This window comes from Mangrovimonas spongiae (genome assembly GCF_003944795.1).
Classification (GTDB): Bacteria; Bacteroidota; Bacteroidia; order Flavobacteriales; family Flavobacteriaceae; genus Mangrovimonas; species Mangrovimonas spongiae.
Window position 1 is genome coordinate 928205 of the sequence record NZ_RWBG01000001.1, and the last position, 16420, is coordinate 944624.

Genomic DNA, 16420 nt, shown 5'->3' on the forward strand with positions numbered 1-16420 from the left:
ATTTTATTTCCTTTATGTTGAAGTTACATGTTAAAAACGAAACGTCTAGACTACGAGCAGTTGTTTTAGGTACAGCAGAAAGCAATGGGCCAATTCCTAAAATTGAAGATACTTACGATCCTAAATCGCTTCAGCATATAAAAGCTGGTACTTATCCTAAAGAATCTGATATGATTAAGGAAATGGAAGCTGTCGTTCAGGTTTTAAAAAAGTATGATGTTACAGTTTACAGGCCAGATATTATAACAGATTACAATCAAATTTTTTCAAGAGATATTGCTTTTGTTATTGATGATAAATTTATAAAAGCCAATATCCTACCAGACCGCGATAAAGAATATCAAGCCATTCAACATGTCATTAAACAAATTCCTAAGGAGGATATAGTTATTTTACCAGAAGATTGTCATATTGAAGGTGGCGATGTTATGCCTTGGAACGATTATGTTTTTATAGGAACTTATTCGGGTAAAGATTATCCCGATTATATTACCGCAAGAACAAATACAAAAGCTGTTGATGCGATAAAAGCACTTTTTCCAAATAAAACAGTAAAATCATTTGAATTGCGAAAATCTAATACAAATCCAAAAGAAAACGCCCTTCATTTAGATTGCTGTTTTCAACCGGTAGGAAAGGATAAAGCGATTATTCATAAAAATGGATTTTTAGTTGAAGAAGAATATCAATGGTTAGTCGATTTTTTTGGTAAAGACAACGTTTTTGAAATTACTAAAGATGAAATGTACAACATGAATAGCAATATATTTTCTATCTCTGAAGATGTTGTAATTTCAGAAAAAAACTTTACACGATTAAATACTTGGTTACGCGAGCAAGGTATTACTGTTGAAGAAGTGCCTTATGCCGAAATAGCTAAACAGGAAGGATTGCTGCGTTGTAGTACATTGCCGCTTATTAGAGATTAATCTTTTACAGCGCAAATAATAGTCACTTCAGCTTCTTCGCCAACTTTAAACGTGCCAATATCGTTACCAATATTGTAATGAAATCGGTTTATAGTTAATTGGCCTTTAAACGTGTTGTTTTTAAAAGTAAAAGGAATACTAACCGTTTTAGAAACCCCATGCATGCTTAAATTACCTGTAGTTGAATACCCTTTATTTGTTTTAGTGACGGATGTAGATTTAAAACAGATATTTGGATACGTTGATACTTCAAAAAAATCAGGATTTTTTAAATGGGCATCCCTTTTGTCATTACCAGTATTTACAGTTGAGGCATCGATACAGATATTAAAAGCAGAATTTTCCAGACTCTCAGGGGTAAACCTAAAGTCTCCTTTCATGCCTTTAAAAGACCCTTTTACATTAAAAATTCCACCACCTTTTATTTTAAATTCAACTTTAGAATCTTTAGGAAGGATGTCTTGTGTGTAAGAGAACGTTATACACATAGAACAGAAGAGAATACTCAAGTAAGTTTTCATAACTAAAGTGTTTATTTACACTTAAAAGTAAATAAAAAAAATGAGTCCTGTTTACTTGTTGTTGGGGAAGTACATGTTTATAAGTTTGTAAAGGCGTTCTTTAACAAATGGTTTGGTAAGGTAATTTGTCATACCACTATTTATGGCCTTTTCTATAGCAGTTGTAGTAACGTTTGCCGATAAGCCAATAATAACCACTTGATCGTTAACTTTTCGTATGTTTTTGGTTGCCTCATACCCATCCATTTCTGGCATGTGAATATCCATGAAAATTAGATGGTAATCTGCTGTTTTTGTCTTTTTTAAGGCTTCTAAACCATTGTTGGCAATATCAACTTGAATATTAACCTCTTCAAGTAATTTTTTTAATACAATTACATTAATGTTGTTATCATCTACAATTAAAACGTTTAGATGTTCTAATTGTAAATTGTCGATAGATTTTTCGGTAACATACTCTTGGTTATCACTTACTTTAAATGAGGACGTGAAAACAAAAGTACTACCATTATCTTCAGAACTTTCAACAGTAATATTACCATTTAAAAGTTCGGAAAACTCTTTGCTAATAGCTAAACCTAGTCCACTACCTTCATGCTGTTTTTTTAAACTACTGTCTAATTGTGTAAATCGTTTAAAAATAGTTTTTACTTTACTTTCAGGTATGCCAACTCCAGTGTCTTTAATACTAACTTTTATGTTAAGTTTATCATCAATAAGTTGTTCTGTGTAACTTACATTAATGCCGCCTTTTTCGGTGAATTTAAGGGCGTTTTTTAAGAGGTTTGTAAAAACTTGAGAGAACTTATTTTTGTCACCATAGGCTTTAATACCTACATTTTGCGTTAAATTGGTTTTTAAAAACAGATTTTTTTCTGCAAACTGAAGTTGAAAAGTATCGGTAATATCTTTAACCTTTTTTAATGGTGAAAAAGAGGATTCTTCAAGTGTGACAGTTCCAGATTCTATTTTATGTATTTCAAGAATGTCGTTTACAATAGCTAAAAGATTTTTTGAGGATTTGCCCATTAAATCGATATATTCTTTTTCACTATCGTTAAAGTTACCTTGTTTTAAAATTTGAATAAACCCTAAAATAGCGTGAAGGGGCGTTCTTATTTCATGGCTCATATTAGACAAAAAGTCGGTTTTGGCTTTAGAGGCTTCTTCTGCTTTTCGTTTTTCTTTTTTTAAGCTTAAGTTTAAGTTTGCCAATCTGGTATTACTGTCTAAAGCTTTTTGTGTTTCTTTTAAAGATTTATGATAAAAATAGCTTAACAGGCTTAGAAGAAACGATAGCATTAAACCAAAAAGTAAAGTGTAATTTATAAACGTCCTTTCTTCAGTAGATGAGAGTAGTTTTTTTGTAGGATATAGTTTTAATTCCCAATCTTGATTTTTTAGTTTATCTGCTTTTAATAAGCTAGTGAAAGTGTAGCTGTCATCTACATTAGCTTTTTTAGGCATATTGTAGCTATAAAAAACTGTGCCATTATGATCGGTTAACTCTACACAAAAGTTATCCAAACCTTGTGAAAATGCTTCAAAATTTTGCGTAAAATCCATGCCAGCCGTTACAGTACCTTGAAATGTATTGTTATAATAGGCGGGTACATCAATTAAAAAAGCGTGGCCACCTTGTGTCATTCTAGACCATGGCGTAATGTTAATGGTGTTTTGTTTTGTATGCTTTATCCAATCATCTTTTCTGTAATCTACTTTAGATATATCTAAACCAATAGCATTAATATTTTCTTTTACAGGTGTTATTTTTGTTATAACCATGGAGCTATCTATCCATTCAATGAATTTTATTGAATGGGATTGATTTAAAATCATCTGGGTTTCTTTTTTCCAATGTTTATGGTAATCACCTTCAGAAATTTCCAGACGATTTTTTAGGTTTTCAACTCTTTGGACTTCTTTGTTTATTGTTTTAATAAACTCTTGTGTTGATAACGTTCCTGTTAATTGAATTTGCTCTTTTACTCTTATTTGATAATCTTCGATAGATTTATCCCAGATAAAATAAGCAACAGTAGTAAGACCAACAAATATGGCTATTGGAAGGATTAGGATATTTCTACCAGAAGTTAATATTTTGGATAAATCCTTCATGTTTTATAGTGAGGTTAAGATATTTTAACCGTAGAGAAATTAACGGGGCTTTTCTCTACGGTTAGAAACTCTAAATCTATAACATTTCTACAAATAAACCAGAGTCGGTTTTATTAACTTTAGCTAAACCGTTTTTGGTTAACCCTTTAATAGACTTATCCCATTTTTTGTTACTTAAACCAGATTGTGTTTTAAGCTCGTTTAAATCAATTGGGTTATTGGCTTTTAATAAATTAAAAACAGCTTTTTCTTCCTCGGTCATTTCTGGTATCTTTTTCTCTGGTTTCATTTGTGGGAAAAATAATACTTCTTGAATAGATTGATTGTTGGTAAGGAACATAATTAACCTATCCATACCTATTCCCATTCCAGAAGTAGGCGGCATACCATACTCTAAGGCGCGTAAGAAATCGTAGTCTATAAATTGCGTTGCTTCGTCATCGCCACGATCGGCTAATTTTAATTGATGTTCGAAACGTTCTCTTTGGTCTATAGGGTCGTTAAGCTCAGAATACGCATTGGCAATTTCTTTACCACAAACCATAAGTTCAAAACGCTCGGTTAATTCAGGATTGTCGCGATGTTCTTTACACAATGGGCTCATTTCTTTAGGGTAATCTGTAATGAAGGTTGGCTGAATGTAATTGCCTTCGCATTTTTCACCAAAAATTTCATCAATTAGCTTCCCTTTACCCATGGTGTCATCAACTTCAACGCCCATTTCTATAGCTGCTTTACGAATGTCATCTTCAGATTTACCTGTAATATCAAAGCCTGTAAATTCTTTAATAGAATCGGCCATAGTGATTCGCTTATATGGTGCTTTAAAATCGATTTCATGTTCGCCAAAAGTAGCTTTTGTTGTACCATTTACTGCGGTAGCACAATGCTCTAAAAGTTTTTCGCAGAAATCCATCATCCAGTTATAGTCTTTATAAGCAACATAAATTTCCATTGCAGTAAACTCTGGATTATGGGTGCGATCCATACCTTCGTTACGAAAGTTTTTAGAGAATTCATAAACACCTTCAAAACCACCAACAATTAAACGTTTTAAGTAAAGTTCGTTGGCAATTCTCATATATAAAGGAATATCTAGAGAGTTGTGATGTGTTACAAATGGCCTTGCTGCAGCACCACCAGGAATAGATTGTAGGATAGGCGTTTCTACTTCAAAATAACCAGAGTTATTAAAAAACTCACGCATGGCGTTAAAGAGTTTTGTACGTTTTACAAAAACATCTTTTACGTTGGGGTTTACTACCAAATCTGCATAACGTTGTCTATAGCGTTGTTCTGGATCGTCAAATTTATCATGAATGTTGCCTTCGGCATCTACTTTTGGTAATGGTAATGGTTTTAAAGATTTACTTAATAACGAAAAATCTTTTACCATAACGGTTTTCTCGCCTACTTGGGTTGTAAATAATTCACCTTCAACACCAATAAAATCACCTATATCAAGTAGTTTTTTATAAACATCGTTGTATTTACTTTTATCGTCGCCAGTGCAAATTTCATCTCTATTAAAGTACACTTGTACACGTCCTTCGCTATCTTGTAACTCAGCAAAAGAGGCCTTGCCTTGAATACGGCGTGACATTAACCGTCCTGCAATCACTACTTTTTTACCGTCTTCAAAGTGTTGCTTAATACTTTTTGAGGTGTCTTGTACAGGGTATAAATCGGCAGGGTAAGGATTTATTCCTAATGCTCTTAATTTATTTAATTTTTCTCTTCTTACTACTTCTTGTTCTGAAAGTTGCATGCTAATTATATTTTGAGTTTTACCATTTGTGGTAAGCGTGTGCAAAATTACATTATTTCAAAAAAATAGCATATACCTTATGGAAGGAATTTAGTATTAGGTAAAAAGGGTGTTTTCTCATATTTTTAAGAATAGTTTTTTAAACCAAGTTGTAACAAGATTACTGTAAATGCGTCCTATAGATACATCAATCATCAAACTATTATAACTATGAGTTTTTGGAGAGTCTTACTTTCTATTTTATGTCCGCCGTTAGCTGTTTTAGATAAAGGTTGCGGATCTATTCTTATTGTATTTTTGCTTTGGCTTTGTGGCTGGGTTCCTGGGGTTATTGCAGCATTAGTAATTTTAAATAATCCTAAATCGTAACCCATTATTTTTCCGTATTTTTGTGCGCTATGAATAAACAGATAGAGTTACAGGAATTAGGAAGAAAAGACTATAAACAGACTTGGGACTATCAGGAATCTCTTTTTAAGTCTATTTTAGATTTAAAAATTAGAAATAGAAGAGAAGCTCTTAACTTAAAAACACCCAATTACTTTTTATTTGTCGAGCATCCACATGTATACACTTTAGGAAAAAGTGGCGATATGTCTAACTTATTGATAGATGAAAAACAGTTAGCCGAAAAAGGTGCTACATTTTACAAGGTAAATCGTGGTGGCGATATTACGTATCATGGTCCAGGACAAATTGTTGGCTATCCTATTTTAGATTTGGACAATTTTTTTACCGATATTCATAAATACTTACGTTTTTTAGAAGAAGTTATTATTCTCACCCTTGCCGAGTATGGCTTAAAAGCCGAACGTAGTAAAGGCGAAACCGGTGTTTGGTTGGATGTAGGAACGCCATTTGCTAGAAAAATTTGTGCCATGGGTGTTCGTGCTAGCCGTTGGGTAACTATGCATGGATTTGCGCTAAATGTGAATGCCGATTTAGGTTATTTTGATAATATGATTCCTTGTGGCATTCGCGGCAAAGCGGTAACCTCCTTAAATGTAGAGTTAGGACAAAAAGAGGTTAATGTAAACGAGGTAAAAGAGAAACTTAAAACCCATTTTAAAACGTTATTTGAAGCGGAGTTTGTGTTAAAAAAATAACGTTTAGATATTGTAGAGATACATTCAATTGTTTTATATTTAACATTTTAACCAATTGAATTTATCTATGAAACAATGTTACGTATTACTTTTTACCTTATGTTTTTTCAATCTTAGTATTGGCCAAAACACCCTTTTTTACACGGTAGAATCTATTCCTTATCAGTCTTTTCAAGGCGATGCAGAAGTTACTTTTAATCAAGATGATGTCTATTCTGATGTAATTAATATTCCCTTTGACTTTAGTTTTAGTTCTTACTATCAAGGCTTTTTTTACGAAGACTTTTTTTCTCAGCTAGTTATTAGTTCTAATGGTTCCATAAGTTTTGATACTAGTTTAGCAAATGGATATTGTCCGTGGGCTTTTAGTGACACCTTACCAGTAAGTGATAGTAATCATAATTTAGCCCAAATGAATATTTTTGGGCCGTTTCATGACATATATAATATGGCTCCAGGGGTAGATAACGGAGTAGTGTTTACAGGGGTTTCTGGTGAAGCACCCCACAGAAAATTCTACGTGGTTTATGATAGTATACCACAATATTCATGTACAGAATTATTGTCAAGTTCTCATATTGTATTACACGAAACTACTGGAATTATAGAAGTTTTTATTTATGATAAGCCACTTTGTGACTGGAATAGCGGTAATGCGGTAATAGGGTTACAAAAATCTATAGGGGGAGATATTGTTGCAATTACACCACCAGGAAGAAATACAGGAGCTTGGGAAACAAGTTCTGAAGCATGGCGTTTTACACCTGCTTCAAATTTTGATGTTGTTATTTGCGATGTGGATAATAATGGTGTAGAGCAGTTTGATTTAGACCCCTACAAAGCAAACATATTAGAACTATTTAATTTATCTCCCGATGAAAATTCTATAACTATTTTAAATGAGAATGATGTCGTTGTATCTGGAAGCGTAGCATTAACTACAACTCCAATCGATTATACAATAGTGATAAATCCTGGAATAACTGAAGAAACATTTCAATTAACATTGTCTGCTATAGATTGTACGGCTGATGCAGATACCGATGGCATGCCAAGTGATATGGAAGACGTAAATAATGATGGCAATTTAGCTAATGATGATACCGATGGTGATGGAATTCCCAATTACTTAGATGATGATGATGACGGTGACAATGTGTTAACTAATATAGAATTGGTTTTTGGTGATGGAAGAACGACCGAAAATAGCACTTCATCTCCTACATTTTTAGACACAGATAGCGATGGAATTCCAAATCATTTAGATTTTGATGATGATGGTGATGGAATCTTATCCATCGATGAAGATTATAATGAAAATGGAGACCCAACAGATGATGACTTAAACAATAATGGTGTTCCAGATTATTTGGATGCGCAACAATTGAATGTTGAGGAATTGAGTTTGGAAACTAACTTATTTACACTTTATCCTAATCCTACAAGTACCGATATTAATATTGCTTTTCCAGAGCAATTACAAGTTGAAAGTAAGTTATTAGAGATAGCAATATACGATTTGCAAGGTAGAGAAGTAATGCAGTCTCAACAACGCATTAGTAACAATAATGTTGCATTAAATATTTCTAATTTAGCCTCCGGAAATTATATTTTAATGGTTAAAATAGATGGTTTACAGAAAGCAAAAAAGTTTATAGTTGAATAATATTTTGATTTGCTAAATAAAAAAAAGCACTCAATTATTGAGTGCTTTTTTTTTAGCCTTCTTCGTTAAAATACACTTTGTAGTAATGCATTTTTTTCTCATCGTCGTAACCGCGTTCTAGATATTCGCTGGAAGCGTCTGGTGCATCAATATCCAGTTTTATTTGAATGTTGGTGTCGAGCTTAATATCGGTTTTTAATTTGCGTTTAGCTTTTTTTACCACGTTTTCAGCCACATCAAAGTGATTGCGAATAACAACATCTAGTTCGGTTTCAAAGCTTTTTTTGTAGTCATCAAAAAGGGTTTTGTGTTTGTCTTCTTCAAAAATATCGTCTTTAAAGTCTTCTACATTAACACTTTCGTGTTCTTTAAAATAGTCGATGGTTTTTGCAAGAAAGGTGTTTTGTTCTTGGTTGCCGTAAGATGTTTTTAGTACTTCTTCAGAAAAATCGCGACATAACTCGATATACTGTTGGGTATGTTGGTTGGCATCATCAGCATATTTAACGTTTAAAAAGTGTTTGGTCCAATATTGGGCATCGTAATTATTATTGTCGGCACTTAATACAATATGGCCTTCACCATCACTTTGATTTAAAATAAGACAGCCTTTATCTACCTTTTTACTACTAATCCCTTTTTGTACGACGATATCGTAGCTGTTATTTTCTAGATACGTTTGAAAAAAGTTGACTTTATTTTCAATTTTAAAAATGCCAAGCGCATTGGTAGTTATCTCGTTAAATTCAATGCCTTCAAAAAGTACGATAAGCACATCACCTGTTTTTATTTGAGCAGAATTAGATTGCTCGAATAAATGTTCTACAATGTGTTTTGAGGTATCTATGAAGGTGTCTTCATCTGAAAAAATAGCAGTGCTATAGGTGTTTATTTCGTTTAAACTAATGTCGGCATGATGGCTAAAACGATAGCTTTGTACTTCGCTAACAAAAGGTTTTAATAGAAATGGTAGCATGAGATCGTAACTATCATCATCAAAATGAATGAGGTTTTCGGAAAACGCATTTCTGGTATGGTTAAATTTATTACCAACTTTGTGTAAAATACATTTGGAAATTGCGGCATTTTTTCTTGAAATCATAACATAAAAATTAGAGTACAATACTAATCATTTCCTTGTAAATAGGGTATAAAAAAAGCCGAAGGTTCTAGCTTCGGCTTTTTTTATTTAAGACTAATTGATAATTAGTCTTCTAATCCAAAATGGTTTATTAATTCTTCATAAGACATGTTAGTAAAGTCTAAACTGTTTCTATTTGTGTTGTTGGTTGGTATAATAACGTACCTAAAGCGATTCCCCCTAAAGCCAGCATATTGATACTCGGTTAGTGTAGTACCATTTGTAGATTCTAATTTTATACGTATTCCAGAAACATTAGCACCGGTATTACCATAGGTGTAGGAGTACCAAGCGGTACTCCAACGACCACTACTAGGCATTGTGTAAATATTAGAATCGCCCCATTGACTCAAGTAAACTATAACCAGACAGTTGTTTCTTAAATCACTGTTACTAATACCTATTTCCTCAGGTGTAATTTGCATCGTTTTTTGGGTGTCGGTGTCAGATACGTTCCAATTGGCGTCTAACCAAGCTGAAGTTATAACATTGGCATTGCCATCTTCACCATCAGCACCATCCTGACCTGTAGGGCCTTGTTCGCCTTGTGGCCCTTGAGCACCATCTTCACCGTCTTCTGGTGAACAGGAGATGTTAAAAGCCATAATAAAAGCTAGCATAACATAAGTAATTGCTTTTACGGTTTGTTTAGTTGATTTTGTGAGCTTCATGATTTTAATTTTTTATAAACCTTCTAAGTTTTTAAAACCTAGAAGGTTTTGTTTTTTATTGAAAAGATTAACATTTTTAGAAATCGAAATTTAAGTACTAATTATGGTTTAATACTGTAATATTCGCAAACGGCATAATAATCGTTAATATCTACTCCAGCTTGTTTAAGCTCGGCATAAACTTGTTGTTTGGTGTTGCTTGTTCTAGCACTTGTTGTACTGCTAGACTCAATAATAATGACTTTTCCCGATTGCAGATCTCCAGCAGTTATTGAAGTACTATCTCCATTTCCATCAGCGTAGTCAAACCAAATATATCCAACAGACATATTTACATCGACTGCATAATCAAAACCCCACAGATCGACAGGACATGGCACTTGAAACCAGATATCTTCAGAAGATGTATGCATTAATAAATACGTTAACACAGCATCGTTTGCTAAAACATCTTCAGTTAATTCAGGAATTTCTACATAACTAGCAGTTCCATCAAAGCTAGAGGCATCAAAAGTTATGGTTTGTACATTAGCATTACCATCTTCTCCAGGAGGACCTTGCTCTCCATCTTCTGGTGAACAGGAGACACTAAAAATAACTAATAAAGCTAATGCAATTTGTTTAAGGTTTAACATAAATGGTTTCATAAGTATTTGGTTTTTAATTAATAAAGCGGGAATATAGCCAAATACTACCTTGATAAAATTGTTAATGTATAGTTGGTATGAAACGTTGTATAGTTGGTGTTAAATCTTGTATTACTGTGTAATCGGCTTGTTTTTAGGTGTTTACCTTAGTTTATTTGATAGATTAAAATAGAATTATCGCTGCCTTTGGTTACAAATTCAAGGTTTCGGTCTTTATCTATATTATCGAGTTCTATTTTAGAAGCGCCATAAACGGGGAAGTTGTCTATATATTTTGCGCTACTGTCAAATAGGTGAATTTTATTTGTTTGTAAATCGGTAATGGCCACGTAAATTTTATCGTATAAGTAGAAAATTTCTGGTGCTGTATAATTACCGTAATCCATTTCTAGGGTTTTGTTTTTAATGGTTAAACGGTTTTCAGATTGTGCTACAAGTGTTTTAATAGTTGTGGTTAAATAATGCCTATCGGTAAGGTTTAAATCTCGAGATGCCGTGTTTCCTTTTTGGTCTATCGTAACAAGAATACCATTTTTGGTGGTTGTAGCAAAGTTATTTTGATATTCGTAAACAGCTTGATTAGAATAATTATATTGTTTTTTTGGTGTTATTCTAGTTTTTCCTGTTCTGTCTAAAATGTATAATTTATCGTTTGTTTTTAATATTATGTAGTCTTTTCGTCCTATTCTTATATGTTGTGGCTGATGGATGATAGCGCTATTTGCCGATTTAAAAGTGAAGCCTTTTACAGTTTTTCCTTTGGCGTCTATCATAAAAATGTCCTTGCCTTGAGTAATAAGTAATCGGTACTTTTTGTTGTTGTCATAATCGAAAACCGAAAGTGGTTGAGTGATTTGGTCGTTAAATTTTATAGGAAATGGTTTTACATCGTTTCCATTTCTATCAATAACATGTACTCTGTTAGATGTGGCAAACGCTAATTGTAAACGCCCATTTTTATACATATCAATTTGATTAATTTTACCTAATATGGCTCCTGGAAGTTGTTTTTTCCAAAGAACTTTTCCTTTGTTAGAGATTAAGTATAAATTGTTTTTTATGTCTTGAACCACAATTTCCTTTTCTTTGGTGACGTGGTTTTTTACAAATTGTGGTGTATTAAGCAAGCGTTCGTTTAGTTTTATGTTAAACTCTTCGATAACTGAAGCTTCTGCAGCTTTTGCTTTATTCTTTTTAATAATACCATGAATGTGTGCAAAGTTATTATCGTTAATAAATTGAATAGTAGCCCATTTGTAATTATCGTTTTTAATAATGGCTTTTTCAGAGATGCTTCGTTTTAATACGTCATTTAAATGTGTCGTATTTGCCGAGATTAAAAGCGAACTTTCATCGCTTAGTTTTTCAGTAATGTTTTTAAAGTAGCTTTTGTCGCTTAATGTGGTATTATTTTGATAATTGGCAATAATGTTTTGTAATACTTCGGTGTTATTACTAAACACAAAAAAGTTGTCTAATACAATATATTTGTTTGCTTTGGTATCGTTAATAAAAGGGTAAAATGTGTTTTTAAATAGTGTAGGCTGGTTAAAGCTAAAAATGTCAATACTTCTGTAGGTTTCAATATGCTGCTTGTTTAATGAAATGGCTTGAGAGGTTGTGGTTTCATCTAAAGAGTTTAAAACAATAGCTTGTTTGTTACCTTGAAAAATAACGCCAACTTCTGTAATACTTCCAAATAGCGTTTTATCTAAATTAAGCGTATCTGGTTTTTGATAGCGCTTTAGATTTTCGTGAAACGTATTAAAGTTGTTAAAAGTAAGGCTTAAAAAGCCATCGCTATTAGATGGTGTTACCCTTTGGATGTCGTTTTTTTGCGGTGTTGTGCCGTTAAAAACATGTATTAAACTTTTTGTAGAGTCGGTTGCTTTAGTAATACCATTAAATAAAAGTTCGTCTTGTTCTAAGTTAATATCTATTAAAGAGAATTCGGTTAGTTTGCTATTTCTTAAGGTGTCTTCAACAAAAAAATCTGAAAACATTTTCGTCTTCTTTTCATCTATATAAACAGAAAGCTGACTGTTGTTAGAGGCTGTTTTAAGCAGTGTCTTATTGCTGTTAGGCTGTCCTTTAATTGATGAAAGTAATAATTCTTGAGATGTTGCACCAATAAAAATACTGTCTTTAATAGTTGTGTAAAGAACTTGCTTGTTTACGGTAGCTTTTTTAAAAGTTTGGTTTTGGGTGGTAATCGTTTCAAGACTGTGATTAGGAATAGAGTCGAGTTTAAAAATGCTATCATTAAATCTGGTTAATACCGCATATTGCAATGTATTATTATTGTCTTTTAAAAATGAAATAATAGTTTCACCTTGATTGTTTAAGTGGTTTAGGAGAGATGTTTTGTTTGCAAGTTCGTTAAAAAGTGGCGTTTTGTTTAATTGTTGTAAAAAATGATTGTTTTCAATATTACTAACAAGACTTTGTAAGCCGTTACTTTTTATAACGATAGAGGCCTCTTCAGGAATATAGCTATATAAATCCTTCTTTTTTTTCTCCGAAGTACAAGCGGTTAATAAACATATAAGTAGTAATAGACGAAAAACTGATTTCATGTAATGAAGGATTTTTTTGCAAATATAAAAGTTATAACTCTAATTTTAATTGTTGAGGTAGTAGCCTAAAAGATTTTCTATGATATTGGGTAACGCCATGGTCTTTTATAGCTTGTCTATGCTCTTTTGTTGGGTAACCTTTGTTTTTTTTCCAGTTATACTGTGGAAATTCTTCATGAATTTTAGCCATATAGTCGTCGCGATACGTTTTGGCAAGAATAGAAGCAGCGGCTATAGATAAATATTTTCCATCTCCTTTAATAATGGTCTCGTAAGGAATGTCGTTTAAAGGTTTAAATTTATTCCCATCAACGATAATGTATTCTGCTGTTTCTTTTAAATTAGAAATAGCTTTATGCATAGCCAAGATAGACGCATTTAAAATATTAATGTTGTCAATTTCCTTAGGAAACACATGTGCTACAGCGTAAGTGAGTGCATGAGTTTCTATATAGGTTCTAAGCTCATAGCGTTTAGATTCAGAAAGTTGTTTAGAGTCGTTTAGTACTTTATGCTTAAAGTTATCTGGTAAAATAACTGCAGCAGCCGTAACGGGGCCCGAAAGACAGCCTCTGCCAGCTTCATCCGTACCGCATTCTAGTTTAAAGTCTGAATATTTGAGCTTAAGCATTTAAATAAATCTTAATAAGGTATCGTTATTATAATATATGTATATAAATTTGCAAGGTCTAAAAAATAATTATGAAGAAGCTTTTTTTGGCAGTTTTTTTAATATCGGTAGTTCATTTAGGATATTCTCAAAACAGACCTATCCTTTCTAAAGATAAAGATGCTAGAGGGAATAATAGATTGGGTGAAAACAATCAGTACTCTACTAAAAGTACGAGTAATGAAAATATAAAAAATGAAGATGCCAAAATCGAGGACTATCTCATAATATCTAAAGAGAGAGATACTATAATAGTAGATACGACACTAACCATTTTAAAAGAATATAAATTTAATTACTTACGAAAAGATAATTATGGCCTATTGCCTTTTTCCAATGTAGGACAATCTTACAATACGTTAGTATATCATTTTAATGATACTAATTTAATGCCACTATTTGGAGCCAGAGCAAGGCATTTTAATTATATGGAAATAGACGATATTAATTATTATCGTGTGCCAACGCCACTTACCGAACTTTATTTTAAAACAGCTTTCGAGCAAGGACAACAATTAGATGCATTTTTTACCGTAAATACATCTGAGCAATTAAATATGTCCATAGCTTATAAAGGGGTTAGGTCTTTAGGGAAATATCAAAATATACTTACAAGTACAGGAAATTTTAGATTTACCACCAGTTACAATACTAAAAATAACAGATATGTTGCCAATGCACATATTGTAATGCAGGACTTATTAAATAATGAAAACGGTGGGATAACCGATAGTAATGTGCCTTATTTCGAATCTGGAGACCCCGAGTTTAAAGATCGTGCTGTTTTAGAAGTGAATTTTGAAGATGCCGAGAATATATTAAAAGGAAAACGCTTTCATTTAGATCATAGTTTTAAACTAATTCAAAAAGACTCCACATCAAGTAACCAATTAACCCTTGGACATATTATTTCTTTTGAGGATAAATATTATGAATACAATCAAACAAGGCAGAACGATTACTTTGGTGAAGCCTTTCAAGATAGAAATTTAAGAGATCGGGTGACACTTGAGAATTTTTACAATCAAGTTTATGCCAAATATGAAAACAAAACATTAGGAGAGGCAACCTTTAATGTTGCACATAATAATTACAATTATGGCTACGATAAAGTAACCTTTATAAACAACCAATATATAAGCAACCGTTTAAAAGGCGATGTTGTATCTTTAGGAGGCGCATACAAGAATACAATTGGTGCGTTTAATGTTGAAGGAAACTTTGGATTAAACATCTCAGGTGATTTTGATGGTAATTATATAAGTGGAAAAGCCTCCTATAATGTAACCAAAGATATAGGGTTGTCGGCAATGATTACCCATAGCTCTAAAGCACCAAATTATAATTATCAATTATATCAAAGTGTTTACGAAAATTATAATTGGCAATCAAACTTTAATAACACAGAAACCCAACAGCTAACTTTTGCATTAAAGTCTAATAAGATAGCCAATGTCTCAGTCGACTTAATTACAATAAACGATTATCTATATTTTAAAAAAGATGAAAGCTTAGGTTTAGTAAAACCATTTCAAAACGATGCGTCTATAAATTACCTAAAAGTTAATCTAGAAAAAGAGTTTACGCTAGGCAAGTTTTCTTTAATGAATACAATGACCTATCAAAACATTAAAGACGATAACCAAGTCCTTAATGTGCCAGAACTAGTCACGAGAAATACCTTATACTATTCCAATTACTTTTTTAAACGCGCCTTGTTTTTACAAACAGGAGTAACCCTTAGGTACTTTACCAGTTATAATATGAATGCCTACGATCCGCTTTTAGCCGAGTTTTATGTGCAAAACAATCAAGAGTATGGCGATTTCCCTAGATTAGACTTCTTTATAAATGCCAAAGTACAGCAAGCAAGAATCTTTTTAAAGGCAGAACACTTTAATTCAGCATGGACAGGATACGACTTTTATTCTGCTCCAAACCATCCCTACAGAGACTTTGTAGTTAGGTTTGGTATCGTCTGGAACTTCTTTCTGTAAAAGAAGAAGTTCATACGCTATTCGTAAATGCTAATTCATCAACTGTAACTCGTAACACAATATGGGCGTTCCCCTTCTCAAAGTTTGGGTCGGGCTGTTCGTTATATCTTTTTTGTTATAACTAACAAAGTAGAGAAACAAAAAAGGATGCCACTGCCATCCCTAACGCATTTAGTGTTTAATTACAACATTCCATCAGTATAATACACTATTATATATAAAGTATATTAGCGTAGAGTTGTTATTACAATATATGTGTACTATTGCTTTAGGGGTATTTTATTAAACGGTCTATCGGCACATCAAATATCAAAAGGAAAGATAATTTGTATGGTAAAGAAAAAAGATTTACATTTAATGCCCTGTTTTTTAGATAGGTGGCTTTTCGGGTAAAAAAAACTTTAAAAAAAGGTTATAAAAAATTTGTTTAGAAGAGAGGGAAGGTTGTATATTTGCACCCTCGAAAACGCCACTATGGTTGGTTGTAAGTAGAGAAGTTCTTTAAAAAATATGCGGCACGAAAAAAAATTAAAAAAAACTTCAAAAAGTTTTTGTGAATTAAAAAAGGGTTGTATATTTGCACCCGCTTTGCGAAACAAGGCGATAAAGA

At 32.5% G+C, this 16420-nt stretch carries 13 protein-coding genes; 5 read left to right on the forward strand and 8 right to left on the reverse strand.

Annotated elements, in window-relative coordinates:
- Nucleotides 1-14: 14 nt before the first annotated feature.
- On the forward strand, nucleotides 15-929 hold the full coding sequence (locus EJA19_RS04315) for a dimethylarginine dimethylaminohydrolase family protein (RefSeq protein WP_125467098.1): 915 nt from the start codon (nucleotides 15-17) through the stop codon (nucleotides 927-929).
- On the opposite strand, the gene EJA19_RS04320 is transcribed toward EJA19_RS04315, so the two are convergent.
- The 3 genes from EJA19_RS04320 to lysS form a co-directional block, all read right to left on the reverse strand.
- Nucleotides 926-1450 carry a YceI family protein gene (locus tag EJA19_RS04320; protein WP_125467099.1) on the reverse strand — a complete coding sequence of 175 codons (525 nt, stop codon included), beginning with the start codon at nucleotides 1448-1450 and terminating at the stop codon, nucleotides 926-928. The two genes, EJA19_RS04315 and EJA19_RS04320, sit on opposite strands and share 4 nt — an antisense overlap.
- 51 nt (nucleotides 1451-1501) lie before the next feature.
- Nucleotides 1502-3568 (reverse strand): response regulator, encoded by a 2067-nt coding sequence (locus tag EJA19_RS04325; protein ID WP_125467100.1) that lies wholly within the window; start codon nucleotides 3566-3568, stop codon nucleotides 1502-1504.
- A 76-nt stretch (nucleotides 3569-3644) separates the two neighbouring features.
- Complete coding sequence (lysS, locus tag EJA19_RS04330) at nucleotides 3645-5336, reverse strand: lysine--tRNA ligase (protein WP_125467101.1); 1692 nt, start codon at nucleotides 5334-5336, stop codon at nucleotides 3645-3647.
- Between the two features lie 210 nt (nucleotides 5337-5546).
- Here lysS and EJA19_RS04335 point away from each other — a divergent pair, with 210 nt between their 5' ends.
- The 3 genes from EJA19_RS04335 to EJA19_RS04345 all read left to right on the forward strand — a co-directional run bounded on the left by EJA19_RS04335 (nucleotide 5547) and on the right by EJA19_RS04345 (nucleotide 8108).
- Nucleotides 5547-5705 (forward strand): YqaE/Pmp3 family membrane protein, encoded by a 159-nt coding sequence (locus tag EJA19_RS04335; protein WP_125467102.1) that lies wholly within the window; start codon nucleotides 5547-5549, stop codon nucleotides 5703-5705.
- A gap of 29 nt (nucleotides 5706-5734) precedes the next feature.
- Entirely contained in the window at nucleotides 5735-6442 is a 708-nt protein-coding gene (gene lipB, locus EJA19_RS04340) for a lipoyl(octanoyl) transferase LipB (RefSeq protein ID WP_125467103.1), read from the forward strand.
- 67 nt (nucleotides 6443-6509) lie between these two features.
- Complete coding sequence (locus EJA19_RS04345; protein ID WP_125467104.1) at nucleotides 6510-8108, forward strand: T9SS type A sorting domain-containing protein; 1599 nt, start codon at nucleotides 6510-6512, stop codon at nucleotides 8106-8108.
- Nucleotides 8109-8160: 52 nt separating this feature from the next.
- Here EJA19_RS04345 and EJA19_RS04350 read toward each other — a convergent pair whose 3' ends face one another.
- From EJA19_RS04350 to EJA19_RS04370, 5 genes are all read right to left on the reverse strand, one after another.
- A complete protein-coding gene (locus tag EJA19_RS04350; RefSeq protein ID WP_125467105.1) occupies nucleotides 8161-9210 on the reverse strand; it encodes a nucleoid-associated protein in 1050 nt (349 codons plus the stop codon).
- Between the two features lie 104 nt (nucleotides 9211-9314).
- The gene (locus tag EJA19_RS04355) at nucleotides 9315-9920 is read right to left on the reverse strand and encodes a collagen-like protein (protein WP_125467106.1); all 606 of its coding nucleotides are present in this window, start codon (nucleotides 9918-9920) and stop codon (nucleotides 9315-9317) included.
- A 101-nt stretch (nucleotides 9921-10021) separates the two neighbouring features.
- Nucleotides 10022-10567, reverse strand: coding sequence for a hypothetical protein (locus EJA19_RS04360; RefSeq protein ID WP_125467107.1), 546 nt, complete (start codon nucleotides 10565-10567; stop codon nucleotides 10022-10024).
- Nucleotides 10568-10713: 146 nt separating this feature from the next.
- Nucleotides 10714-13143 carry a ribonuclease HII gene (locus EJA19_RS04365; RefSeq protein WP_125467108.1) on the reverse strand — a complete coding sequence of 810 codons (2430 nt, stop codon included), beginning with the start codon at nucleotides 13141-13143 and terminating at the stop codon, nucleotides 10714-10716.
- Nucleotides 13144-13174: 31 nt separating this feature from the next.
- Nucleotides 13175-13774 (reverse strand): ribonuclease HII, encoded by a 600-nt coding sequence (locus EJA19_RS04370; RefSeq protein WP_125467109.1) that lies wholly within the window; start codon nucleotides 13772-13774, stop codon nucleotides 13175-13177.
- Nucleotides 13775-13845: 71 nt separating this feature from the next.
- On the opposite strand from EJA19_RS04370, the gene EJA19_RS04375 reads away from it, so the two are divergent.
- Nucleotides 13846-15810, forward strand: a complete 1965-nt coding sequence (locus EJA19_RS04375; RefSeq protein ID WP_125467110.1) for a putative porin — start codon at nucleotides 13846-13848, stop codon at nucleotides 15808-15810.
- Nucleotides 15811-16420: the final 610 nt, after the last annotated feature.

Coding starts and splice junctions, on each gene's coding strand:
- EJA19_RS04315 (WP_125467098.1), top strand. CDS start 15: ATGTTGAAGTTACATGTTAAAAACGAAACGTCTAGACTACGAGCAGTT.
- EJA19_RS04320 (WP_125467099.1), bottom strand. CDS start 1,450: ATGAAAACTTACTTGAGTATTCTCTTCTGTTCTATGTGTATAACGTTC.
- EJA19_RS04325 (WP_125467100.1), bottom strand. CDS start 3,568: ATGAAGGATTTATCCAAAATATTAACTTCTGGTAGAAATATCCTAATC.
- lysS (WP_125467101.1), bottom strand. CDS start 5,336: ATGCAACTTTCAGAACAAGAAGTAGTAAGAAGAGAAAAATTAAATAAA.
- EJA19_RS04335 (WP_125467102.1), top strand. CDS start 5,547: ATGAGTTTTTGGAGAGTCTTACTTTCTATTTTATGTCCGCCGTTAGCT.
- lipB (WP_125467103.1), top strand. CDS start 5,735: ATGAATAAACAGATAGAGTTACAGGAATTAGGAAGAAAAGACTATAAA.
- EJA19_RS04345 (WP_125467104.1), top strand. CDS start 6,510: ATGAAACAATGTTACGTATTACTTTTTACCTTATGTTTTTTCAATCTT.
- EJA19_RS04350 (WP_125467105.1), bottom strand. CDS start 9,210: ATGATTTCAAGAAAAAATGCCGCAATTTCCAAATGTATTTTACACAAA.
- EJA19_RS04355 (WP_125467106.1), bottom strand. CDS start 9,920: ATGAAGCTCACAAAATCAACTAAACAAACCGTAAAAGCAATTACTTAT.
- EJA19_RS04360 (WP_125467107.1), bottom strand. CDS start 10,567: ATGAAACCATTTATGTTAAACCTTAAACAAATTGCATTAGCTTTATTA.
- EJA19_RS04365 (WP_125467108.1), bottom strand. CDS start 13,143: ATGAAATCAGTTTTTCGTCTATTACTACTTATATGTTTATTAACCGCT.
- EJA19_RS04370 (WP_125467109.1), bottom strand. CDS start 13,774: ATGCTTAAGCTCAAATATTCAGACTTTAAACTAGAATGCGGTACGGAT.
- EJA19_RS04375 (WP_125467110.1), top strand. CDS start 13,846: ATGAAGAAGCTTTTTTTGGCAGTTTTTTTAATATCGGTAGTTCATTTA.